The following is a 22177-nucleotide window of genomic DNA, read 5'->3' on the forward strand; positions in this document are numbered from 1 at the left end:
GGCTCAGTCCCTCTTCCCGTCGGTCAGTCGTGCCCGCAGTCCGGGCACGAGCGTGTCCATCGCCCTGACCACGGCGCGGCGGACCGGCAGCGGCAGCCGGCGCGCCAGCCGGTGCAGCCCCCGCACGGCTCCGGGCCGCCGCCCCGCCGTCCGCGGCAGCGCGGCGTGCCGTACCCGCACCCCGTCGGTGACCACGCTCAGCGACACCGGCAGGGGCAGGAACCGGGGCTCCGCCGCCCGCGGGTCCGCCGCCAGCAAGAGCCGCAGCGGGACCTCGCGCGGAGCGGCGTCCAACGGCAGCGCCGCCTCCAGCACCGAGGAGCGGGCCGCGTCCTCGCCCGGGGACAGGGTGCCCGGCGCCTGGAGCCGCGGGTCGTCCGCCGGGCCGGCCAGCCGCAGCAGGACGTCGGAGCGGTCCGCCACGTGCAGCGGCAGCGTCGCCCGCAGCCGGTCGCCCGTCACCGTGACGGCGGACGGGGACAACCGGTCCAGGCGCAGGTTCTTGGACGCCTTGTCCACGTCGAGCGACAGGGTGTCGCGGGCCGTCCAGTACGGCAGCACCACACCGTCCGCCGTGACCGCGGCGTTCCCGGCCGGGCGCGGCGCGCCCGGAGCCGGGTCGATCCGGCACTCGCGGGCCCAGCCGCCCAGCTTCACCCGCACGAACAGGTCCCACAGGCCGGGCCGCAGCGGCGAGCCGCCCGCGGCCACCGCGGGATCCAGGGACACCGAGGCGCGCAGCCTCAGGCGCACCCCCGCCTCCTCGCCGTCCCCGGCGGGCTCCTGCTCCCGGGTCACCTCGGCCGGCAGGTAGTACTGGGCCGCGGTGGCGCGCTCGCGCACCACGACGTCCACGTCCGCCGAGCCGAACCGCGCGGTGGCGTCGGCCAGCACCCAGGCGATCGCCGCCGCCACGTCCTCGGGCGCGCCCTCCGGCTCGGTGTGGGCGCCGTCGGCCGGGAAGACCATCGGCTCGCCCCGCGTGGTGTAACCGGCCGTCAGGTCGAAGCGCAGGACGCCCTTCTCCCAGCCGACCGCCCCGGCGGCGGCCCGGGGGGCGAGGGACGCCTCCCACTCGGCGAAGGCCAGCGTGTCCTCGTAGCGGTCGGCGGCGACCAGGGCCGCCACCACCCGCTGGGTGGGCGCCAGCGGGGCGGCCACCGACGGCCCGAACCGCTCGGCGACCACGTCCCGGATCTCCCCGAACAACTCCCGGCGGTAGTCGTCGGGGAGGTTCAGCAGCCGTGTGCCGCGCATCCGTTCGACCATCTCGTTGCGCAGCCAGCGCCGGTACATCCGGTCGCGCAGCGCGCCCGGCTCCGTGTGGCGCTCGACCACGTCGAGCGCCTCGCGCAGGTTCTTGAAGTAGCCCACCGGGTCGAAGCGCTGGAACCCGGCGTTGGAGGCGTCGTCCCGCTTGACGTGGTAGTAGCACACGTAGTCGCTGAGGACGGAGATCGTCTCCGCCCGCAGGTAGGCCTCCGCGACGAAGACGTGGTCCTCCAGCCGGCGGCGGCCCTCCGGGAAGCGCAGCCCGATCCGGTCGAGGAAGGCCCGCCGGAACATCTTGTGCGGCGTCAGGCTGTCCATCAGCGGGGCGTTCTCGACGGTGGCGCGCGGATGGTTCCTGCGGAACAGCTCCACCGGCACCGGGCGGCCCTTGCCGGCCATCTTGCCGATGACGACGTCCGCGTCGTTCTCCACCGCGTACGCGTACATGCGCTCGAGGGCCTCGTCGCCGAGGTAGTCGTCGTTGTCGACGAACATCACATACTCGCCCCGCGACGCGGCGACGCCGACGTTGCGCGGCTTGCCCGACCACCCCGACGGCTCCTGGTGGATCACCTGGATGTGGGAGTGCTCGGCGGCCAGCGCGTCCAGCCGCGCCGGAGTCCCGTCCGTGGAGCCGTCGTCGACGAAGACCACCTCGAACTCGCCCGGCGGCAGTGACTGCCGCAGGAGCGAGCCGACGCAGTCCTCGATGTAGGGACCTGGGTTGTACACCGGGACGACCACACTGACCTTCACCGACATGCGCTTCACGAGCTCCTAGTCAGACGTACCTGGGGCGAACCTACCGCGAACCGGACGCCGGCCGGGGCCGCTCGCACGCACCCGAAAATGCGCTGCCCGGTCCGCCGCCTGTCCCTACACTCGCAGCAACCCCCGGGTTTTCCCGGCCTCTTGGCGACACGTGCGTGTCGCCGGGGCCTCCCCGGAGGACGACCGCGACGAGTGAAGGGGGACAGGCCGTGCGTCAGCGCGCCGATGCCGTCGTTCCCCGTTCGCGGTACGAGGTGATCCTGGTGTCCCCGGCCCCCCGGCGCCCGCTGCGCGGCCGGCGCCGGACGTCCGCCACGCCCTGCTGAGACACCCCGCCCCTCGCGGAGTGCCGCGGCCGTGGCGGTGATCGCGCGTCCCGAAGGACCGGATCATCACCCCAGAAAGGCCGAAGGCCGTGCGCAACGACCTCACCCGCAGCCCCGCCCTCTCCCTCGCCGACGTCCGCAACCTGGGCATCCTCGCCCACGTCGACGCCGGCAAGACCACGGTCACGGAGCGGATCCTGCACGCCACCGGCGCCGTCCACCGCACCGGCGAGGTGCACGAGGGCACCACCGTCACCGATTTCGACGCCCAGGAACGCGAGCGGGGCATCACCATCTTCGCGGCCGCCGTCAGCTGCGCCTGGAAGGGGCGCCGGATCAACCTGATCGACACCCCGGGCCACGTCGACTTCGCCGACGAGGTGGAGCGCTCGCTGCGCGTCCTGGACGGCGCCGTGGTGGTCCTGGACGCCGTCGCCGGCGTCGAGCCGCAGAGCGAGGCGGTGTGGCGGCAGGCCGACCGGCACGGCGTGCCCAGGATCGTCCTGGTCAACAAGATGGACCGGGCGGGCGCGGACCTCGACGCCGCCGTCGCCTCGATCCGGGAGCGGCTGCACCCGGCGCCGCTGGTGGTGCAGCTGCCGGTGGGTGCCGAGGACGGGTTCCGGGGCGTGGTGGACCTGCTCGACCAGCGTGCGCTGACCTGGCCGGGCGGCGCCGGCGAGCCCGTGGTGACACCGGTCCCCGAAGAGCTCCGCACTGCGGCGGCGCGAGGGCGCCGTGAGCTGGAGGAGGCCGTGGCCGAACGGCACCCGGGGGCGCTCGAGGAGTTCTGCGAGCACGGCACGCTGACCGCGGCCACCCTGCGCGCGGCCCTGCGCGACCTCACCCGCACCGGCGAGGCGGTGGTGGTGCTCTGCGGCTCCGCCTACCGCGACAAGGGGGTGGAACCGCTGCTGGACGCGGTGGCGGACTACCTGCCGTCCCCGCTCGACCTGCCCCCGGTGACGGGCAGCTGGGAGGGCGCCGAGGTGCGCCGCGAGGCCGACCCCGAAGGCCCGCTGGCAGCCCTGGCGTTCAAGGTGAACGCCACCGCGACCGGCAGGCTGACCAGTCTGCGGATCTACTCCGGGACCCTGCGGAAGGGGGACGTCGTGCGGGACACGACCACGGGCCGCACCGAGCGCGTCGCGCGGGTGCTGCGACTGCGCGCCGACCGGTACACCGAGGTCGCGGCCGCGGTGGCCGGCGACATCGTCGCCGTGGCGGGGCCCAAGGCCGTGCGGGCCGGGGCGACGCTGTGCGCCCGGGAGCACCCGCTGGTGCTGGAGCCCCCCGCCCCGGCCGAGCCGGTGGTGTCGGTGGCGGTCGAGGCCGTCCGCTCCACCGACACCGGGCGGCTCGCCGAGGCGCTGGCCCGCCTCGCCGAGGAGGACCCGTCGCTGACCGTCCGCACCGATCCGGAGACCGGGCAGACCCTGCTGTCCGGCATGGGCGAACTGCACCTGGAGGTGGCGGTGGAGAAGGTCCGCCTGTCGGGCGGGCCCGGCCTCACGGTCGGGCGGCCGAGGGTCGCCCACCGGGAGACGGTGACCGGCGGCGTCACCGGGTTCGTCCACCGGCACGTCAAACAGGACGGCGGCGCGGGCCAGTTCGCGCACGTCGTGTTCGACGTGGAGCCGCTGGACGGGCTCGGGTTCGCGTTCCGCTCGACGGTGACCGGCGGCCGGGTGCCGCAGGAGTACGTGCGGGCGGTGGAGGCCGGGTGCCGTGACGCCCTGCTGGACGGTCCCCTCGGCGGGCACCCGGTGACCGGTCTGCGGGTCGTCCTCACCGACGGCGCCACGCACGTCAAGGACTCCTCGGACACGGCCTTCCGCACCGCCGGCCGGGCCGGACTGCGGGCCGCCCTGCGCGCCTGCCGCCTCACCCTGCTGGAACCGGTCGCCGAAGTCACGGTGACCGTGCCCGCCGACTGCCTGGGCGGGGTGCTCGGCGACCTGGCCGCACGGCGCGGCCGGGTGCACGGCTCCGAGTCCCGGGGCGGGACGGCCGTGGTGGGCGCGGTGGTCCCGCTGGCGGAGTTGTTCGGCTGGTCCGCCGCGCTGCGCGGCAGGACCAGGGGGCGGGGGACGTTCGTCTCCCGCCCGTGCGGGTACGCCCCGGCCCCGGCCCGGGGCTGAGCCGAACCGGCGGGGCGCGGCCACACGGGCCGCGCCCCGCCGGGGCCGGTCTGGGTGCCGGGTCCGCCGGACGTGGGCTCAGCAGTCCCGCAGGTCGGGGGACTGGTTGAGGAGCTGGGCACGCGGAGAGGTGAAGCGCGCGTGGCGCTCGCCGCCCACGTCCTGCGGCCGGAAGACGGCCACCCGGTGGCAGTTCTGGAAGGCCAGTGCCACGCCGAAGTGGCGCTCCAGCGTGCCACGGACGGCGTCGCTCGCCAGCGCCCGCAGCAGCTGGCCCCGCTCGCGCTCGGAGGGAGGCGGCGTGGTGTTGTCGGCGAACTCCGCGGACCCTCCGCGCAGTTCGCCGGCGAGCCGGGCGATCAGGTCGTAGGCGTACGGCAGCGAGGCGCGCACGGTGGCGACGAAGTCCGCCTCGCGGACGTCACCGCGTTCGGCGTCGGCGAGGAGGGTGGGGGAGACGTCGAGAGACATGGGGAAGTCCTGTCCGTGGGGTGCCGGTGTGGAATGCGGGCGGCGTGAACCGGGCGCGCCGTCCCACGGCCCACTCTTACTGAAAACGAATGTCATGTAGAGAGGGTGCCGGTCAATCCGCCGCGCCCGAAGGCCTCTCATCCCACGACGGATGCGTGCACCAGGCGCCGGATCTCCGGGAACAGCAGCCGCGAACGCCGGGGCCGCAGCTGCGTCATGAACTGCACGGTCAGGTCCTGGACCGGGTCCACCCAGAAGGCGGTGGTCGCCACGCCCTTCCAGCCGTAGGTCCCGAGCGAGGAGGGGGACTGGGTGCGCGCGGGGTCCACCACCACCGAGAAGCCCAGTCCGAACCCCACCCCGCTGTTGGCCGGCTCGTCGTGGACCGGTGCGCCGAAGGACCGCAGGTCCTCGCCCGCGGGCAGGTGACTGCGCGTCATCAGGTCCACCGTCGCCGGCCGCAGCAGCCGGACGCCGTCCAGCTCCCCGCGCCGCCGGAGCATCTCCATGAAGCGGTGGTAGTCCCCGGCGCTCGCCACCAGCCCCCCGCTGCCGGAGACGAAGCGCGGCCGCTCCCGCACCGGCGTCCCCGGCACGGCCTCGAGCGTCCCGTCCTCCCCGTCGCCGTACAGCTCGGCCAGCCGGCCCGCCTGCTCCTCGTCGATCCGGAACCCGCTGTCGGTCATCCGCAGCGGCCCCAGCACCCGCTCGCCGACGAACTCGTCCAGCGGGCGCCCGGAGACCACCTCGATCACCCGGCCCAGCACGTTGGTCGCCACCGAGTAGTTCCACCGGCTGCCGGGATCGAACTGGAGCGGGAGCCGGGCGTAGGCGTCACAGGTCCGCGCGAGGTCGGCGCCCGGCAGGACCGAGGCGTGCAGGCCCGCCTCGCGGTAGAGGGCGTCCACCGGGTGGGCGTGGTGGAAGGCGAAGGTCAGACCGGCCGTGTGGGAGAGCAGATGGCGGATCAGGACCGGCCCCCGCGCCGGGCGCGTCCGCATCCCGGCTCCCTCACCGGCCACATGGACCCGTGGATCCGCGAAGGCCGGCAGGTGGCGCTCGAGCGGATCGTCGAGCGACAGCAGCCCCTCCTCGACCAGCAGCATCGCCGCCACCGAGGTCACCGGCTTGGTCATCGAGTAGATCCGCCAGAGGGTGTCCGGTTCCACCGGCAGTCCCGCGGCCAAATCGCGGCTGCCGTAGGTGGTCAGACGGGCCACCCTGCCGTCGCGGGCCACCGACAGCAGGTATCCGGGCAGACTCCCGGTGTCGACGTGCCGGCCCAGCAGGCGGTCCAGTTCGTCCAGGCGGGCGGCGTCCAGGCCCGCCTCGCCCGGCTCGATCTCCTGGCGCAGCACCGTCCTCGCGGTCGCCGTCATGCTCCTGACCCTCCGTCCACGTTGCGCGAGCGGCTCGGGGATACCCCGTTCGGCGCAATTCCAGACCTGACCGGTCCGCCGGGGGAACACCCCGGCCCGGGGGGACGTTCCGCCGGTATGAGTGAAGAAGCCCTGCTCGCCCTGCTCTCCGAGGCCGCCGGCGGAGTGCTGGCGACCCTCAAGGCCGACGGGCGGCCGCAGTTGTCCAACGTCAACCACGCCTACTACCCCGAGGAACGCCTGCTGAGGATCTCCGTCACGGACGGCCGGGCCAAGACCCGCAACCTGCGCCGCGACCCGCGTGCCTCCTACCACGTGACCAGCGCCGACCGCTGGGCGTACACCGTGGCGGAGGGCACCGCCGAGCTGAGCCCGGTGGCCGAGGACCCCGAGGACGCGACGGTGGAGGAGCTGGTACGGCTCTACCGGGACGTCGCCGGGGAGCACCCGGACTGGGACGACTACCGGGCGGCGATGGTGCGCGACCGCCGCCTGGTGCTGCGGCTGCGTGTGGAGCGCGTGTACGGGATACCCAAGGGCGCCCTGGGATGACGGCGCGGGGGCCGGCCCGGGGCGACGCCCGGGCCGGTCCCCTAGAGCTCCGCGCCACCGGGCCGGGCGTTCCACACGGAGACGACCGGGCGGCCGTGCTCGGTGGACAGACGGCTGACGGTGCCGGTGAAGATCTGGAACAGCCGCCCGTCGGTCGCCGCGAGTCCCAGCCGGCGTGCCGTCAGGACGCGCAGGTAGTGGCCGTGGGCCACCAGCAGCACGTCGCCGTCGTCCGCCCGCAGCAGCGGCTCGACGCGGGCCAGCACCCGGTCCGCCCGCGCGCCGACCTCCTCCGGCAGCTCCCCGGGATGCCCGTCGGCCGAGGGCGGGCAGCCGTCGTCCCAGATGTTCCAGCCCGGCCGCTCCTGGCGGATCTCCTCCGTCATCAGTCCCTCGTACGCCCCGTACTCCCACTCGCGCAGGTCGGGATCGGCACGGGTGCCGGACAGGCCGGCCAGCCGGGCGGTGGTGACCGCGCGCAGCCGGGGACTGGTCAGCACCGCGGCCAGTCGCCGTCCGGCCAGCAGCGGGGCCACCGCCCGCGCCTCCTCCTCGCCGTGCGCGGTGAGCGGCAGGTCGGTGCGGCTGGTGTGGCGGCGCGCCGCGCTCCACTCGGTCTCGCCGTGCCGCAGCAGCAGAAGATCGCCCACAGTCGGCCCCGGCTACCGCGCCGCCGAGGGACCGGCCGCCTCGACGGCGTGGCCGCCGAACTGGTTGCGCAGGGCGGCGATCATCTTCATCTGCGGGGAGTCCTCCTGGCGGGAGGCGAAGCGGGCGAAGAGGGAGGCGGTGATGGCGGGCAGCGGGACGGCGTTGTCGATGGCCGCCTCGACCGTCCAGCGGCCCTCGCCGGAGTCCTGGGCGAAGCCGCGGAGCTTGTCCAGGTGCTCGTCCTCGTCGAGGGCGTTGACGGCCAGGTCCAGGAGCCAGGAGCGGATGACGGTGCCCTCGCGCCAGGAGCGGAAGATCTCCCGGACGTCGGTGACGGAGTCGACGGCCTCCAGCAGCTCCCAGCCCTCGGCGTAGGCCTGCATCATGGCGTACTCGATGCCGTTGTGGACCATCTTCGCGAAGTGACCGGCGCCGACCTTGCCGGCGTGCACGGAGCCGAAGTCGCCCTCCGGCTTCAGCGCGTCCAGCACCGGCTGCACCTTGGCCACGTGCTCGGGCTCGCCGCCGTACATCAGCGCGTAACCGTTCGCCAGGCCGTGCACACCGCCGGAGACGCCGCAGTCCACGAAGCCGATGCCCTTCTCGGCCAGCTCCGCGGCGTGCTTCTCGTCGTCCGTCCACCGCGAGTTACCGCCGTCGACCACCACGTCACCGGCGTCGAGCAGACCCGAGAGCTCGTCGATCACGGACTGGGTCGGCGGGCCGGCCGGGACCATCACCCACACCACGCGCGGCGCGGTCAGCGAGTCGGCCAGTTCGGCCAGGCTCGCCACGTCGGAGAGGCCGGGGTCGCGGTCGTACCCGATGACCTCGTGGCCGGCCCGGCGGATGCGCTCGCGCATGTTGCCGCCCATCTTTCCGAGACCGATGAGTCCGAGCTGCATGTCGTTCACTTCTTCCTGTTGTTCGGGGGTTCGCAGGCCGCCGGACGGCTCCGGCCGTCAGACGGCTCCGGCGTCCGCGGCGGACCCGGACGTCGCCCCGGCGCCGCGCAGGGCGATCTCGTACATGTCGTCGGCGTCCAGGCGCCGCAGTTCCTCGGCGATCAGCTCCGAGGTCGGCCGGATCTTCAGGGCCAGGCTGCGCGGCGGCTGGCCGGGCAGGGTGAGCGTGGCGAGCGGGCCGTCCTCACGGACCACCGAGACGTCACCGCGGTCGGTCTCCAGCCGCACCGCGGTGATCGCCGGACCGGCGGACGGCCTGACCTCGCCGGAAACCTCCAGGCGGGCGCGCAGCCAGCGCAGCAGCAGTTCCGCGCTCGGATTGCCCGGCTCGGCCTCGACGGCCACCGAGCGCACCGGCGCGTGCTCCTGGTCCAGCGCGGCGGCGAGCGCCGAACGCCACAAGGTCAGCCGGGTCCACGCCAGGTCGGTGTCGCCCGGGGCGTACGCGGCGGCCCGCTTCTCCAGTTCGCCCAGCGGGTCGGGGCAGGCGTCCATGTCGGTGATCCGGCGCTGTGCCAGCGCGCCCAGCGGGTCCTCGGCCGGTTTGTCCGGGGCGTCCACCGGCCACCACACCACCACCGGCGCGTCCGGCAGCAGCAGGGGCAGCACCACCGACTGCGCGTGGTCGCGCACCTCCCCGTAGAGCCTCAGCACCACCGTCTCGCCCGGCCCGGCGTCGGCCGCCAGCCGCACCTCGGCGTCCAGCCGCGAGTGGGTACGGTCGCGCGGGCTGCGCGGATGACGGCGGATCACCACCACCGTGCGGGAGGGGTGTTCCTGCGAGGCCTGCTGCGCCGCCCTCATGGCGTCGTAGGCGAACTCCTCGTCGATCACGACCACCATGGTCAGCACCATGCCGACGGCGGGCGTGCCCGAGGCCCTGCGGGCCTGGAGCAGTGCCTTGTTGACGTCTGTGGCCGTGGTGTCGTTGAGGTCCAGTTTCATGGCCTGCGCCAGCTCCGTCCGTCTCGTGCGAGCATCTCGTCGGCCTCCGGGGGACCCCAGCTGCCCGCCGGGTACTTGGCCGGCACGCCGTGGGTGGCCCAGTACTCCTCGATCGGGTCCAGGATCCGCCAGGACTCCTCGACCTCCTCGGTGCGCGGGAACAGGTTGGCGTCGCCCAGCAGCACGTCCAGGATGAGCCGTTCGTAGGCCTCCGGGCTGGACTCGGTGAAGGACTCGCCGTAGGCGAAGTCCATCGAGACGTCCCGGATCTCCATGGAGGTGCCCGGAACCTTGGAACCGAACCGCACCGTCATGCCCTCGTCCGGCTGGACCCGGATCACGATCGCGTTGGAGCCGAGCTCCTCGGTCGCCGTCGAGTCGAACGGCGAGTACGGGGCGCGCTGGAAGACCACCGCGATCTCGGTGACCCGGCGGCCCAGCCGCTTGCCGGTGCGCAGGTAGAAGGGGACGCCCGCCCAGCGCCGGTTGTCGATCTCCAGCTTGATGGCGGCGTAGGTGTCCGTCATGGAGGACGGGTCGATGCCGTCCTCCTCCAGGTAGCCCAGCACCCGCTCGCCGCCCTGCCAGCTCCCCGTGTACTGGGCGCGCACCGTGTGCTCGCCCAGGTCCTCCGGAAGCTTGACCGCCTTGAGGATCTTGAGCTTCTCGGTGAGTAGCGACTCGGCGTCGAAGGAGGCGGGCTCCTCCATCGCCGTCAGGGCCAGCAGCTGCAGCAGGTGGTTCTGGATCACGTCCCGAGCCGAGCCGATGCCGTCGTAGTAGCCGGCCCGCCCGCCGATGCCGATGTCCTCGGCCATCGTGATCTGCACGTGGTCCACGTAGGACCGGCTCCAGACGGGTTCGAACATCTGGTTCGCGAAGCGGAGCGCCAGGATGTTCTGGACGGTCTCCTTGCCGAGGTAGTGGTCGATCCGGAACACCTGGTCGGGGGCGAAGACCTCGTGCACCAGCGCGTTCAGGGCCCGGGCGCTGGCCAGGCCGTGACCGAACGGCTTCTCGATCACCGCGCGCCGCCAGGAACCCGGGGGAGCCTCGGCCAGTCCGTGCTTCTCCAGCTGCTGCACCACCCGGGGGAAGAACCGGGGCGGCACCGACAGGTAGAAGGCGTAGTTGCCGCTGGTGCCGCGGGAGGTGTCCAGCTGCTCCACGGCCTCGCGCAGCTGCTCGAAGGCCTGGTCGTCGTCGAAGTCACCGGGGACGAAGTGCATGCCCTGGGCCAGCTGCTGCCAGACCTCCTCCCGGAAGGGGGTGCGCGCGTGCTGCTCCACGGCGTCGTGCACCACCTGGGCGAAGTCCTGGTCGGCCCACTCACGCCGGGCGAAACCGACCAGCGAGAAACCCGGCGGCAGCAGTCCCCGGTTCGCGAGGTCGTACACCGCGGGCATCAGCTTCTTGCGGGACAGGTCGCCCGTGACGCCGAAGATGACGAGTCCGGACGGGCCCGCGATCCGGGGAAGCCGGCGGTCGCGGGGATCGCGCAACGGGTTGGCCCTGCCCAGGAGGGGGACGCCGGCCCCGAGCGGCGCGGCGCCCACCGTTCCGGTCGCTTCGGTCAATGTGATCATCTACTTTCTCGTCGGACGGGTGAGGGCCGAGTACCGCGCCCGGGGGCGGGCCATGCGGGCGCGGCGGCCTCCCGCACCATCCGGGCAGGTCGGAACGGGTTCGCCGGTCACCCCGGAAGGGGTTCCCGTCCTTGCGCCGCCCCACACCGAGCCGGATCGGCCGTCCCTCCCACAGGTCCGCGCGTTAGGTTGGCGGAATGAGGCTCACGATCATTGGTGGGGGCGGCTTCCGCGTGCCGCTCGTGTACGGGGCGCTGCTGGCCGACCGGGCACCCGGGCGCGTCACCCGGGTGGTGCTGCACGACGTCGACGCGGAGCGGCTGGCCGCCGTCGGCCGGGTGCTGGCCGAACAGGCCCGGGAGGTGCCCGACGCGCCCGAGGTGGTCACCACCACCGACCTGGACGAGGCGCTGACCGGAGCGGACTTCGTCTTCTCGGCGATCCGGGTCGGCGGCCTCGAGGGCCGGGCCGCGGACGAGCGCGTCGCCCTGGCCGAGGGCGTCCTCGGCCAGGAGACCGTCGGCGCCGGCGGGATCGCCTTCGGACTGCGCACCGTCCCCGTGGCGGTGGACCTGGCCCGCCGGGTGCGGCGCCTCGCCCCGGACGCCTGGGTCATCAACTTCACCAACCCGGCCGGCCTGGTCACCGAGGCGATGTCCAGGACCCTCGGCGACCGGGTGATCGGCATCTGCGACTCCCCGGTGGGGCTCGGCCGCCGCCTCGCCAGGGTCCTCGGGGTCGACCCGGCCCGCGCCTTCGTCGACTACGCGGGGCTCAACCACCTCGGCTGGGTCCGGGCCCTGCGCGTCGACGGCCGCGACCTGCTGCCCGGGCTGCTCGCCGACCGCGGCCTGCTCGAGTCGTTCGAGGAGGGCCGGCTGTTCGGCGCCGACTGGCTGCAGTCGCTGGGCGCGATCCCCAACGAGTACCTGCACTACTACTACTTCAACCGGGAGACCGTCGACGCCTACCGGCGGGCCGAACGCACCCGCGGGGTCTTCCTGCGTGACCAGCAGGCCCGCTTCTACGCCGAGGCCGGCCGGCCCGGGGCGCCCGCCCTCGAGCTGTGGAACCGCACCCGCGCGGAGCGCGAGGCGACCTACATGGCGGAGAACCGGGACGCGGCGGGGGCCGGGGAACGCGAGGAGGAGGACCTCTCGGGCGGCTACGAGAAGGTGGCGCTCGCCCTGATGCGGGCGATCGCCCGCGACGAGCGGGCCACCCTGGTGCTCAACGTCCGCAACCGTGGCGCCCTGCCCGGACAGGACGACGACGCGGTGGTCGAGATCCCCTGCCTGGTGGACGCGAACGGCGCGCACCCGCGGGCCGCCGCCCCCCTGCCGCAGCACGCCGCCGCCCTGGTGGACGCGGTCAAGGCGGTGGAACGGGAAGTGATCACCGCCGCCCTGACGGGCTCACGGGCCGCCGCGGTGAAGGCGTTCGCGCTGCACCCGCTGATCGACTCGGTCACCGTCGCCCGGCGGCTGATGGACGGTTACCAGGAAACCCATCCGGGCCTCACCCGATTCGAGTGAGGCCCGGGTCCCCCCGTCATGGTGGGGCGGACGGCCGCGCTCCCCCCGGGCGCGGCCACCCGCCCCATCCCCCGCACCGTTAAGAGCGCCACGTACGCGGATTGATACACCTCCGCGGAAAAAAATTCCGCGGCCGTCCGCACGGACCCCGTCGGCGCCGGGCAGGCGCCGCCCGGAGGGCCGCCGACCGTGCCGTTCTCAGGCGGGCGCGGCCGCCGTCGTGGAGGGGGAGGAGGCCGCGACGGCCCCGGCGGCGGGCGGCGCGGCCTGCGCGGGGACCGTCACCGCCGCCGGCACGGCGTCCCCGTCGCGGGCGGGACCCGCCCCACGCAGGAGCTGCGGGGCCGCCACCACGGCGTAGTCGGCGCCCAGGAAGGGCGGCTCCAGGCTCCCCGGGTCCTCGCCCAGGGCCAGCCGGACCGCGGCCCAGGGAGCGTTGAGGCCGCACAGCGACAGCTGGTGCAGCCCGCCGGCCGGCCGCGTGTTGACGTCGAGAAGAACCGGTTCCTCACGGAACTCCCGGAACTGGATGTTCGACAGGTGGTGCAGCCCGAACCGCTCGGCGACCAGGCGGGCCGGGGCGAGCCACCGCTCGTCCAGGGTGAACCCGCGACGCCGGCCGTTCTTGGTGCGGCCCACCGCCATCCGCACCCGGTCGTCCGTCCCGGTGAGGCAGTCCACCGAGACCTCCGGCTCCCGCAGCCTCGGCATCACCAGCCAGTCGACCTCCTCGCCGCGGTCGCGCAGCGCGCCGAGCACCAGGTCCAGCGGGACGCGAGGGCTGGGGAAGCCGTCGAGCTGGTCCATCGAGAAGGGCTCCCGGGTGACGACCCGGTAGCCCACGCCGCCCGCGCCCGCGGCCGGCTTGAAGCATGCCTGGTGCCCGTCCGCCTCCAGCTTCTCCACGGCGGTGAGCAGTTCGTCCGCCGTGCGCACCCGGAACCACGGCGGGACCGGCACGCCGAGTTCGGCCACCCGTTCGTAGGCGGTCGCCTTGTCCTGGAAGGCGGCCACCCCCTCCGCGGTCGGCGCCAGCAGGGCCGTGCCCACCGCCTCGAACTCGGCGCGGTGGGCGACGACCGCCTCCTGGTGCAGCCGCGGCACGAACACGTCGATGCCGCGCCGCACGCACTGGTCCAGGGCGAACTCGGCGTACGCGGCGGGGGACAGGCCCTCGGGCTCCAGCGCCGCCGTGTCCGCAGCGGCGAGCACCGGCGAGTCGGGGTCGCCGTGCGTGGCGTGGATCTCCACCGCCCGGTCCTGCGGATTTCTCCGCAGCTGTTCCATGAAGAAGACGTTCTCCGCGTACGTGCGGTTGAGCCAGACGCGTACGCGAGAGATCATTCAGGCCGCCCTTCAGTGTGCGGGCACGGCGGAGCCGCCGGGCCCTGCCGGGGAACACGCGGGTAGGGACACCGGGCCGCGCGGGGAGCCGGGGGCCCGGTGCGGCGGTGTCGGGCCGATCATAGAGCTTCGCGGGACGCGTACCGCTACGGGCGTGTTACGGCTTCTCCTCCCGCGTGTCGTCCCCGTTCCGCGCGGTCCGCGCGAGTCGGCGCGATCCACGTTTCCTTCCCCGCGGGAGGGCTACTCGCGCGGCATGACGACAACCGAACGTGACGAGGCGTGCACGGGGCGTGGCGGGCCCGGACGGCTCCATGTGCTGCTGGACGGTCTGGAGCGGTGGGGCGGGACCGACCGGGCGGCGGACGCCGTGCAGAAAGTGGTGAAAGCCGCGCCCCTGGGGCGCCGTGCCCGGGACCTGCTGCACGGGCTGCCGCTCGGCCATCCGCTGCACCCCGTACTGGTCCAGGTGCCGGTCGGCGCCTGGATGTCCTCGGCGGTGCTGGACCTGCTGCCCGGGCAGGAGAGGGCGACGCGGCGGCTCATCGGCGTGGGCCTCGCGGTGGCCGGACCGGCGGCGGTCGCCGGATGGGTGGACTGGTCCGACCTGCAACGCCAGCAGCGGCGGGTGGGGCTCCTGCACGCGGCGCTCAACAACGCCGCCGTCCTGCTGTACGCGGGGTCCTACGCGGCGCGGCGGAGCGGGCGCCAGGGGCTCGGCCGGGGACTGGCGGTGGCGGGACTGGCGGCCGTCTCGGCCGGCGGGGCGCTCGGCGGTCACCTCGCCTACCGGCAGGCCGCGGGAGCCAACCACGCCGAACAGGTGCCCCACCTGGTGCGGCCGGGCTGGCACCCCCTCGGCGGCGTGGCGGACCTGCCGATCGGACGGGCCGTCCGGCGGCAGGTCGACGACGTCCCGGTGATGGTGGTCCGGGTCGACGAGGACACCGTGCGGGTGCTCGCCGAGCACTGCAGCCACCTCGCGGGGCCGCTGTCGCAGGGGGAGATCGTCGACGGCTGCGTGCGGTGCCCCTGGCACGGGAGCGTGTTCCGGCTGGAGGACGGCTGGAACGTGCGAGGACCCGCCACGGCGCCCCAGCCCGCGTTCGACACGCGGGTGGTCGACGGGCGCCTGGAGGTCAGGCTGCGGGGGATCGCCCCCGGGAGCGAGGAGGAGGAAGAACCGGCGACGGCGGGCTGAGGAGCCTCGTCACCCCGTGTCTACATCGAACCCTCCGTCAGGACGCGGTCGAGAGCAGCCCGGCCCGCGGGTCCCCATGCCGGCTTGCCACCGGGAAGGCCCTGGTCCCCGTTGCGGCCCATGAGCATGAGGAACAGGCCCTTCAGGACGGCCAGCCCGCGGGCGCGGCGGACCGTCCCCTCGTCCGCCCGCGCGTACGCGTCGAAGAAGCGGGCGACGGTGCCCGCGGGAAGGATCACCCAGGCGGCCGCGAGGTCCCAGGCGGGGTCGCCGGCGAACACGGCGTCGAAGTCGATCACGCCCGAGAGTGTTCCGTCGCGGACGACGACGTTCGCGGGGTGAAGGTCGCCGTGCACCCACAGCGGCGGGCCCTCCCACGCGGGTGCCGCGACGGCGTCCTCCCAGACGGCGCGGACGGCGTCGGCCAGGTCGGCGGGGACGACGGCGTGGAAGAAGTGGTCGAAGCCGTCCGCGCACTCCGCGGGGTGGCCGCCGCGGTCCGCACCGGCCGGCGCGTCCTGCGGTGCTTCCACGTGGAGCGCGGCCAGGAAGGCCGCCAGCGTGTCGGCCGCGTGGTCGCCACGGCTGAGGGATGCCTGGTCCAGCGGCTCGCCGGGCACCCACGTCATGACGGTCCACGGCTTCGGGAAGCGCGCGGACGGCTCACCGACCCGTACGGGACCGGGGACCGGGAGCGGCAGGCGCGGACCCAGGACGGGCAGCCACCGGCACTCCTTGCGCAGCAGGGCCGCGGCACCTTCCTGACGCGGCATACGGACGGCCAGGTCGTCCCCGAGGCGCCACATCTGGTTGCCCCAGCCGCCCGCCACTTCGCGCAGGGGCAGCCCGGCGAGGTCCGGATGCTGCTCCAGCAGCAGGTCACGGACCAGGCCCGCGGTGATCTCGATCTCGAGGTCGGTCATACGGGACGACCCTACCGGCAGGCCCTAACGGCCCACCCGCCGCAGGAACGCCTCCTCGGCGCCCGTCAGGCCCGCCTCGCGCAGGGCGCGGTCCGCCTCGGCGAGCACCCCCGGCGGCACCGCGACGGGGCCCGGACCCGCCTCGGCGAACGCGGCCCGCACCGCGTTCAGCAGCCGCAGGTACGCCTGCGCCGCGCGGCGCTCACGGTCGGTCGGCACGGTGGTGGTGGTCATCCTCGGCAACTCCTCGGGCCGGGTCGGGCAGCTCACACCCCCCAGCCTGCCGCGCGGCACTGACAGGACGTCACCCGCGCATGGCGCGCAACGCCCGGGAGAGCCGCACCAGGTCCTCGGGACCCTCGGCCGGCGGCACCGCCACCGCGTCGTCCGCCGCCGCGTCCGCGGCCGCGCCGTGGGCCCGCACCGCCTCCACGACCATCACCGCGTCCGCCTGCGCGCGCGCCCGCTCCGACGCCGCGCCCGCCGCCACCGCGGCGGCCAGGGCCCTCTCCCGCACCGACGGGTCGAAGTGCGGGCACAGGACCAGCAGCGCGTCGTGGATCTCCGCCTGCCGCTGCACCGCCCGCAGCGACGGCGGCGACCACCAGCCGACCCGCACCGCCGCCCGGCTCTCGTCGCCCGCCGCCGACACCGGCCGCACCGCCCGCCACAGCGGCGCCAGCGCGCGGTACGACCGCCACGCCGACCACGCGTCGCCCAGGAGCCGGGCGGGCAGGGACCACAGCAGCGGCAGGGAGAACCCGGTCGCGCTCAGCACCCCGCCGAAGGCCGCCAGGGCAGGCGCCACCGAGGTGCTCAGCGCGTCGAGGTCGCCGCCCGCCCAGCGGACTCCCACCGCGACGAGCTTGGCGACCGCGTACAGCGCGCAGAAGCCGAACCCCAGCGCGATCAGCAGCAGCGACGAGCGCAGCGGCCGCCCGCCCACCCGGCGCAGCCAGCGCAGGCACAGGACGTTCACCGCCACCCCGGAGACGAACAGCGAGAGCAGGTACAGCAGCACCATCTCGCGCAGGCACGGCGTGGTCGCGTAGTAGGTGTCGAAGTCCCTCAGCCGCTCCACCGGCGCGTCGCCCAGCGCGAACAGCACGCACATCACGACGATCACCGCGCCGAAGCCCGCCGTGTACCACACCGTCAGGCGGCGGGTGGTGCCGGGCGGGCCGCCTCGCCAGCTGACGATCAGCACCAGACTGGCCGCGCAGACCGCTGTCAACAGCGCGTAGACCAGCGGCGCCGAGGCGTTCGGGACGCCGGTGATCCGGTTCACGGCCGCGATGCTCGGCGGCGCGGCGAAGGTGAAGGCCAGCGCCGTGAGCAGCAGCAGCGCGCACACCGAGCGCAGCAGCGGATCCCGCCAGGACGCCGTGCTGCGGCCCTTGAGCACCAACGGCACCGCCATCGCCATCGCGGGGACGTAGTAGCTGACGTCGTTCACGGACCGTCGGTCCCGTGCCGGGAGGCCGGGCGGTCACCGCCGAGCGACGCCTCGATCCGGCGCACCAGACCGTCCGGCCACGACGGGTCGCGCCTCGGCGGGGCGGCCGGCTCGGGCGCCGCGGGAGCGGTCGGCGTCCAGGTGCGGAAGCGGCTCGCCAGCAGCAGGCCGAAGCGCTCGGCCTCCGCCTCCTCCCACCGGTCGAAACGGGTCCGGGCCGCCACCGGCACCCCGTCCACCGGGCCGCCCCGGTGGCCGGCCGCCATGTGCCACAGTTCGTGTCCCAGGATCACCAGCTGGTGGTTGGGCGCGGTGCGCTCCTCGACCACCACGACGTCCTGGTCGTCGAAGGCCAGCCACAGGCCGCTGGCCGTGCCCGGCGGGAAGACCGCGGTGCGGAAGCGCACCGGACGCCCCCGCAGACCGCTCATCACCGCGCACAGCGCCCGGTGCGTCTCCTCCGGCCCCGCCGCCGCGGGCAGCGACAGCCCCGCCAGCAACACCTCGCACAACCGGGCCATCTCCCGGCGCACGCGCAGCGTCCGGAGCCGTCCCGCGGCAGTCCGCGCCAGCGCCTCCCCGACGCGGCCGGTTCCTCCCCTGACGAAGCCCAATGTCACGTCCCCGGCCGTCGCACGCTCTCCAGCAGCATGTCCAGCCATTCGGCGACCTTGTCCCGGTGCTGGTCGGTCGGGAGCTGCGCCGCCCGCCAGGCGATGCCGCGCACCCCGTGGTCGCGCAGCAGACGCTCCAGCGCGTCCTCGGCGACGTCCGTCCCGGCGGGGGAGCGGGCCGGGTCGGAGTCGGCCGCGGGGGCCGGGGAGGGCAGGCGCGCCTCGCGGTCGGCCAGCCGGCGCAGCAGTTCGCGCTCGGTCCGCTGCAGCGCGCCGGTCAGCGCCTCCGGGTCCTCCGCGGTCAGGAACCCCGCGTGGACGCCGAAGAAGCGCTGCAGCGCGTCGCAGTGCTCCATGGTGGGCCGCCGGTCGCCGTTGAGCAGGGCGCCGGCCTGCTGGCGCGACATGCCCGCCCCGTCGGCGATCTCCCGCTGGGTGTAGCGGCGGCCGTCCGGCCTGAGCCGGGTGCGCCGCAGCAGGTCGAGCCGCTGCAGGAACCGCGTCTGCACATCGCGCTCGCCGCCGGGCCGGCCGTTGAGCAGGGCCTTCACGGTGCCCTCGGGAACGCCGGAGGCCGCCGAGAGCCGCGAGACGTCGAAGACCTCCTCGCGCGGCACGCCCAGCCGGTCGGCCAGCGAGGAGACCCGGGCGGCGACGGCCCGCAGCGGGGCAGCCTGCCCTGCGCCCCGGTTCTCCATGTCACCAGCCACCGCAGTCTCTCCCGCGTATTGTCCGTCCGGACCCGGTGAGACTAGCGGGGACCCGTGCGACCCTCCAGGTTCCGCCACAACTGTGGCCGGATCCCGTCGCCAACACCCCTGAAATGCCACAATGGTTGACACGCGTGCCTCCGGGCGGCGAGGATCGGGGCCGCCGATGGGGCCGGAGCCGAGAGGGGGAACCTCCCGATGACAGCTCGGGCAGGAGGCCGGCGCCCGCAACCGCGGCCGGGGCCCGACGAGGACTACCTGAGGGACTACGCCGCACTCCTGGAGGGCGTGCCGTTCCCCTCGGTGCTGCTCGACCGCAGCTGGGACGTGGTGCTCGCGAACGAGGCGTTCACCGAGCTCTTCCGTGCCGTGGGGCCGCACCCCACCGCGATGCCGCACGACAACCTGCTGCGCTTCGTCCTGTTCCACCCCGACGCCGGGCTGGTGCTCGCCGACCGGGAGGTCCGGTGGTGCCTGCCGGCGCTGGCCCGGTTCGCCTTCCTCGTCGAGCGGTTCGCGGACGACCCGGTGCTGCAGGCCGTCCGGCGGGAGATCGCCGAGGACCCGCTGATGGAGGCCGCCTACCGGCAGGGGCTGCCGCACTGGGTGCACACGGTGGGGGAGCGCGCCGCGCGCGAACACGACGGCTCGGTGCGCCCGTTGCTCGGACCCGGGGCAGCGGGGACCGTGCGCGAGTGCCGCCTCGTGGTGGAGGCGCCCACCGCCTTCTCGGAGCTGGGGTACGAGCGGATGACGCTGGTGCTGCCGGAGCCGGGCCCCGAGCCGGAACCGGACCCGGTGCGCGAGCCCGCCGCCGTCGCGGCGCGGCGCCCGCCGCGGGGGCGCGGACACCTCTCCCTGGTCCACTCCGCCGCGTCCGACGACTGACCCCGAGGTCTCCGGCACGGCGCCCTCCGCGCACGGTGCCTCCCGAGCACGGTGCCCTCGGCGGGCCCCGGCTCGGCGTGCATCACGGCAGCAGCGCGTCCAGGTCCGGGGTCCTCGCGTACAGGCCGTCCTTCTCGCCGAGGTCACGGAGCGTCTCGATCGAGGCCCGGTCCGCCTCGGCCGGCCACCTGGGCAGGACCAGCTTCGGCAGCAGCTCGGCCGGGATGCCGGTGTAGGTGGTCAGGACGTCGCGCACCTCGTCCGGGTGGCCGTCGGCGTAGGTCAGCGCCTCCTCGGTGGCCGCCGCGAACCTCTCCACCACCTCCGGGTTCCGCTGCGCGTACCGTGCCGAGGTGAAGTACATGGCGACGGTCAGCCTGTCCGAGACGTCGACGTAGGAGGAGGCGACCTCCTTCGCGCCCTGGCTCTTCGCCGTGCTCAGCGCGGGCTCCACGGCCATGGCGCCGTCGATCCTCCCGGAGGCCAGGGCGGCCGGCATCCGCTCGAAGGCGATCTCCACGAACGTCACCGCGGACGGGTCGCCCCCCGCCTGACGCACCGACTCGCGCACGGTGGTGTCGTTGATGTTCTTCAGGGTGTTGACCGCGACCTTCCTGCCCTCGAGGTCCTTGGCCGAGCTGATGCCGCTGTCGCCCTTGACCACCAGGGCGCCGAAGTCCCTGCCCTTCTCGCCGGTGGTGGCGACGCCGTTGACCACGGCCTTCACCGGGACCCCGCCGGAGTGCGCGATCATCAGCGAGGCCATGTTGGAGAAGCCGAACTGGAACTGTTCGCCGACCACACCGGGCACGATGGCCGCGCCGCCCTGCGCGGGCGTCATCTCGAGATCGAGTCCGTGCCTCTCGAAGATGCCCTTCTCCCGGCCCAGGTAGAGGGGCGCGACGTCCACGACCGGGACGACGCCGACCCGGACGGTGGTGACGCCGCGGGCCGAGGAGCCCTTGCCCGACGCGGAGCCGACGGACGAGCCGCAGGCCGTCGCGCTCAGCAGGAGGGCACCGGCGGTCATACCGGCGAGCAGACGACGCATGGCTACTCCAGGCGCGGGGGAGAGGAGGGCGGAGGCGGATGCGATCCAGGTCCTGCCACGCGGCGGGCGCGCTCGCTGCGTGACGCTAGATCGCGGCCCGCCCCGGGTCAATGAGTGTCCGCCGAACAGGACCGTCGACCGTTCGGCGGGCGACCGCTCCACCCGGGAACACGGCCGCGGTCCGGCCGCCGTCCGGCACGACCCGACGGTGTCCGGACGTGCCGGAAGGCCGGTCCCGTGCGGCTGTGGGCGCGCGGAACCGGCCTCCCGGGTGCTGTCAGACCTCCTCGCCGGACCCCGGCGCGGAACCCAGCTCGGACTTCTCGATGCCCTCGGTGATCTCCTCGATCACCGAGAGGTCCTGGCCCGCGTCGATGCCGAACCGCACCAGGACCATCCGCTCGGGGTCGGCCGGGGACGGGAAGGCCAGGGACTCGACGACGCCGTCCGCCCCCTCCTCGGTCACCGCCGACCAGCGGACCCGGTGGCCCTTCTGCCCGGCGACCGTCACCGGACCGGCCTCGAGCTCCTTGTGCGAGGTGATGGACCCGTAGGTGTCACCGCCGTAGGAGTCCTCCATGTTGGCGGCGATGTCGGCCCGGGCCACCGCCTCGGCGGTGCCCCGCAGCCCCAGGCCCTCGGCGGGCAGCGAGTAGGCGCCGCCCGGTGTGCAGTCCTTGGACGGCGTGCCCGGGCACGGGTAGGTCCTGTCGGCCCCGACCTGCGCGCCCGCCTCGTGCGCCGAACCCGTCCAGCCGTCCGGCAGCGGAAGGCTGATGCCGTTCGCCGGGTCGGGCACCGGCCCTTCGGTGATCTTCTCCGGGCTCCCGGGCGTCTCCTCCTCGCCCGGCGCGCCGTCCTGCGCCCGCGTCTCCCGGGGCTGCGGGCCGGCCCGGTCCTCACCCCGGTCGAGCAGCAGGACGCCCCCGACCGCGGCGCCCGCCACCACCACGACCGCGGCCACGATCGCGGCCACCAGCGCCCCGCGCCGCTTGCGGGGCGGTGGCTGGACGCCGTACACCGGGTAGGCCGGGTGACCCGGGTGTGCGGGGAAGGCCGGTTGCCCCGGCGCCGAGAGGTCGCCACCGGCCAGGGTGGGGTGCGCGGCGATCGCCTGCGCGGAGGCGTCGGCCGCGGGCGGGCCCGGCGGGACGGGGGCGCCGGCCGGCAGCGTGTGCTGCGTCCACGCGCCGCCGTCCCACCACCGCACGCCGCTGGGGCCGTCGCTCGTGTGCCCGGGATCCGGGTACCACCCGGGAGGAATAGCCTGCGTCATGCGTCAAAGGTATGGGGCAACCGTGAAGGAGGCGCGGGAGGGTCGCCGAAGAAACGCCCGGATCCTCAAGCGGGCACCGCCGCAACGGGGTTGACGTGCCGCTCCGTGCGCCGCGTTCGG

20 protein-coding genes are annotated in these 22177 nt (G+C 74.6%); 5 read left to right on the forward strand and 15 right to left on the reverse strand.

What is annotated here, in order from left to right; translation table 11 throughout:
- Positions 1 to 3: 3 nt before the first annotated feature.
- Positions 4 to 2034, reverse strand: coding sequence for a glycosyltransferase family 2 protein (locus Sfr03f_RS08790; RefSeq protein ID WP_108953076.1), 2031 nt, complete (start codon positions 2032 to 2034; stop codon positions 4 to 6).
- Positions 2035 to 2458: 424 nt separating this feature from the next.
- On the opposite strand from Sfr03f_RS08790, the gene fusA reads away from it, so the two are divergent.
- Positions 2459 to 4510 carry an elongation factor G gene (gene fusA / locus Sfr03f_RS08795; RefSeq protein ID WP_108953077.1) on the forward strand — a complete coding sequence of 684 codons (2052 nt, stop codon included), beginning with the start codon at positions 2459 to 2461 and terminating at the stop codon, positions 4508 to 4510.
- A gap of 78 nt (positions 4511 to 4588) precedes the next feature.
- On the opposite strand, the gene Sfr03f_RS08800 is transcribed toward fusA, so the two are convergent.
- Complete coding sequence (locus Sfr03f_RS08800) at positions 4589 to 4981, reverse strand: SCO5389 family protein (protein ID WP_108953078.1); 393 nt, start codon at positions 4979 to 4981, stop codon at positions 4589 to 4591.
- Positions 4982 to 5118: 137 nt separating this feature from the next.
- Positions 5119 to 6360: a serine hydrolase domain-containing protein gene (locus Sfr03f_RS08805; protein WP_108953079.1), complete on the reverse strand. Its 1242-nt coding sequence runs from the start codon at positions 6358 to 6360 to the stop codon at positions 5119 to 5121.
- A gap of 117 nt (positions 6361 to 6477) precedes the next feature.
- On the opposite strand from Sfr03f_RS08805, the gene Sfr03f_RS08810 reads away from it, so the two are divergent.
- Positions 6478 to 6912 (forward strand): PPOX class F420-dependent oxidoreductase, encoded by a 435-nt coding sequence (locus tag Sfr03f_RS08810; protein ID WP_108953080.1) that lies wholly within the window; start codon positions 6478 to 6480, stop codon positions 6910 to 6912.
- A gap of 41 nt (positions 6913 to 6953) precedes the next feature.
- Here the strand turns inward: Sfr03f_RS08810 and Sfr03f_RS08815 are convergent, their stop codons facing one another.
- The 4 genes from Sfr03f_RS08815 to zwf are packed head-to-tail and all read right to left on the reverse strand — an operon-like array spanning position 6954 to position 11059.
- Complete coding sequence (locus Sfr03f_RS08815) at positions 6954 to 7562, reverse strand: histidine phosphatase family protein (RefSeq protein ID WP_108953081.1); 609 nt, start codon at positions 7560 to 7562, stop codon at positions 6954 to 6956.
- Between the two features lie 12 nt (positions 7563 to 7574).
- Positions 7575 to 8477, reverse strand: coding sequence for a phosphogluconate dehydrogenase (NAD(+)-dependent, decarboxylating) (gnd, locus tag Sfr03f_RS08820; protein WP_281262827.1), 903 nt, complete (start codon positions 8475 to 8477; stop codon positions 7575 to 7577).
- A 48-nt stretch (positions 8478 to 8525) separates the two neighbouring features.
- Positions 8526 to 9473, reverse strand: a complete 948-nt coding sequence (gene opcA / locus Sfr03f_RS08825; RefSeq protein WP_108953082.1) for a glucose-6-phosphate dehydrogenase assembly protein OpcA — start codon at positions 9471 to 9473, stop codon at positions 8526 to 8528.
- Positions 9470 to 11059: a glucose-6-phosphate dehydrogenase gene (zwf, locus tag Sfr03f_RS08830; RefSeq protein ID WP_108953083.1), complete on the reverse strand. Its 1590-nt coding sequence runs from the start codon at positions 11057 to 11059 to the stop codon at positions 9470 to 9472. The genes opcA and zwf overlap by 4 nt, the downstream gene beginning before the upstream one ends.
- A 197-nt stretch (positions 11060 to 11256) precedes the next feature.
- Here zwf and Sfr03f_RS08835 point away from each other — a divergent pair, with 197 nt between their 5' ends.
- On the forward strand, positions 11257 to 12594 hold the full coding sequence (locus Sfr03f_RS08835; protein ID WP_108953084.1) for a 6-phospho-beta-glucosidase: 1338 nt from the start codon (positions 11257 to 11259) through the stop codon (positions 12592 to 12594).
- 198 nt (positions 12595 to 12792) lie between these two features.
- On the opposite strand, the gene Sfr03f_RS08840 is transcribed toward Sfr03f_RS08835, so the two are convergent.
- Positions 12793 to 13938, reverse strand: coding sequence for an ATP-grasp domain-containing protein (locus tag Sfr03f_RS08840; protein ID WP_108953085.1), 1146 nt, complete (start codon positions 13936 to 13938; stop codon positions 12793 to 12795).
- A 256-nt stretch (positions 13939 to 14194) separates the two neighbouring features.
- Between Sfr03f_RS08840 and Sfr03f_RS08845 the strand changes: the two genes are divergently transcribed.
- A complete protein-coding gene (locus tag Sfr03f_RS08845; RefSeq protein WP_108953086.1) occupies positions 14195 to 15139 on the forward strand; it encodes a Rieske (2Fe-2S) protein in 945 nt (314 codons plus the stop codon).
- A gap of 20 nt (positions 15140 to 15159) precedes the next feature.
- On the opposite strand, the gene Sfr03f_RS08850 is transcribed toward Sfr03f_RS08845, so the two are convergent.
- The 5 genes from Sfr03f_RS08850 to Sfr03f_RS08870 all read right to left on the reverse strand — a co-directional run bounded on the left by Sfr03f_RS08850 (position 15160) and on the right by Sfr03f_RS08870 (position 18830).
- On the reverse strand, positions 15160 to 16062 hold the full coding sequence (locus Sfr03f_RS08850; RefSeq protein WP_108953087.1) for an aminoglycoside phosphotransferase family protein: 903 nt from the start codon (positions 16060 to 16062) through the stop codon (positions 15160 to 15162).
- A 24-nt stretch (positions 16063 to 16086) separates the two neighbouring features.
- Complete coding sequence (locus Sfr03f_RS08855) at positions 16087 to 16296, reverse strand: hypothetical protein (protein WP_108953088.1); 210 nt, start codon at positions 16294 to 16296, stop codon at positions 16087 to 16089.
- Positions 16297 to 16366: 70 nt separating this feature from the next.
- The gene (locus Sfr03f_RS30205; RefSeq protein WP_159105594.1) at positions 16367 to 17518 is read right to left on the reverse strand and encodes an MAB_1171c family putative transporter; all 1152 of its coding nucleotides are present in this window, start codon (positions 17516 to 17518) and stop codon (positions 16367 to 16369) included.
- On the reverse strand, positions 17515 to 18039 hold the full coding sequence (locus tag Sfr03f_RS08865) for a toxin-antitoxin system, toxin component (RefSeq protein ID WP_245967513.1): 525 nt from the start codon (positions 18037 to 18039) through the stop codon (positions 17515 to 17517). Before Sfr03f_RS08865 ends, Sfr03f_RS30205 begins: the two co-directional genes overlap by 4 nt.
- 95 nt (positions 18040 to 18134) lie before the next feature.
- Entirely contained in the window at positions 18135 to 18830 is a 696-nt protein-coding gene (locus Sfr03f_RS08870; RefSeq protein ID WP_108953090.1) for a helix-turn-helix domain-containing protein, read from the reverse strand.
- Between the two features lie 210 nt (positions 18831 to 19040).
- Here Sfr03f_RS08870 and Sfr03f_RS08875 point away from each other — a divergent pair, with 210 nt between their 5' ends.
- The gene (locus tag Sfr03f_RS08875) at positions 19041 to 19730 is read left to right on the forward strand and encodes an MmyB family transcriptional regulator (RefSeq protein WP_108953091.1); all 690 of its coding nucleotides are present in this window, start codon (positions 19041 to 19043) and stop codon (positions 19728 to 19730) included.
- 82 nt (positions 19731 to 19812) lie between these two features.
- Here Sfr03f_RS08875 and Sfr03f_RS08880 read toward each other — a convergent pair whose 3' ends face one another.
- Together Sfr03f_RS08880 and Sfr03f_RS08885 are read right to left on the reverse strand one after the other, a co-directional pair.
- On the reverse strand, positions 19813 to 20781 hold the full coding sequence (locus tag Sfr03f_RS08880; protein WP_108953092.1) for an ABC transporter substrate-binding protein: 969 nt from the start codon (positions 20779 to 20781) through the stop codon (positions 19813 to 19815).
- 277 nt (positions 20782 to 21058) lie between these two features.
- On the reverse strand, positions 21059 to 22057 hold the full coding sequence (locus Sfr03f_RS08885) for a DUF2510 domain-containing protein (RefSeq protein ID WP_108953093.1): 999 nt from the start codon (positions 22055 to 22057) through the stop codon (positions 21059 to 21061).
- Positions 22058 to 22177 lie beyond the last annotated feature (120 nt).

It is taken from the genome of Streptomyces fragilis, from assembly GCF_003112515.1.
In the GTDB taxonomy this organism is placed as follows: domain Bacteria; phylum Actinomycetota; class Actinomycetes; order Streptomycetales; family Streptomycetaceae; genus Streptomyces; species Streptomyces fragilis.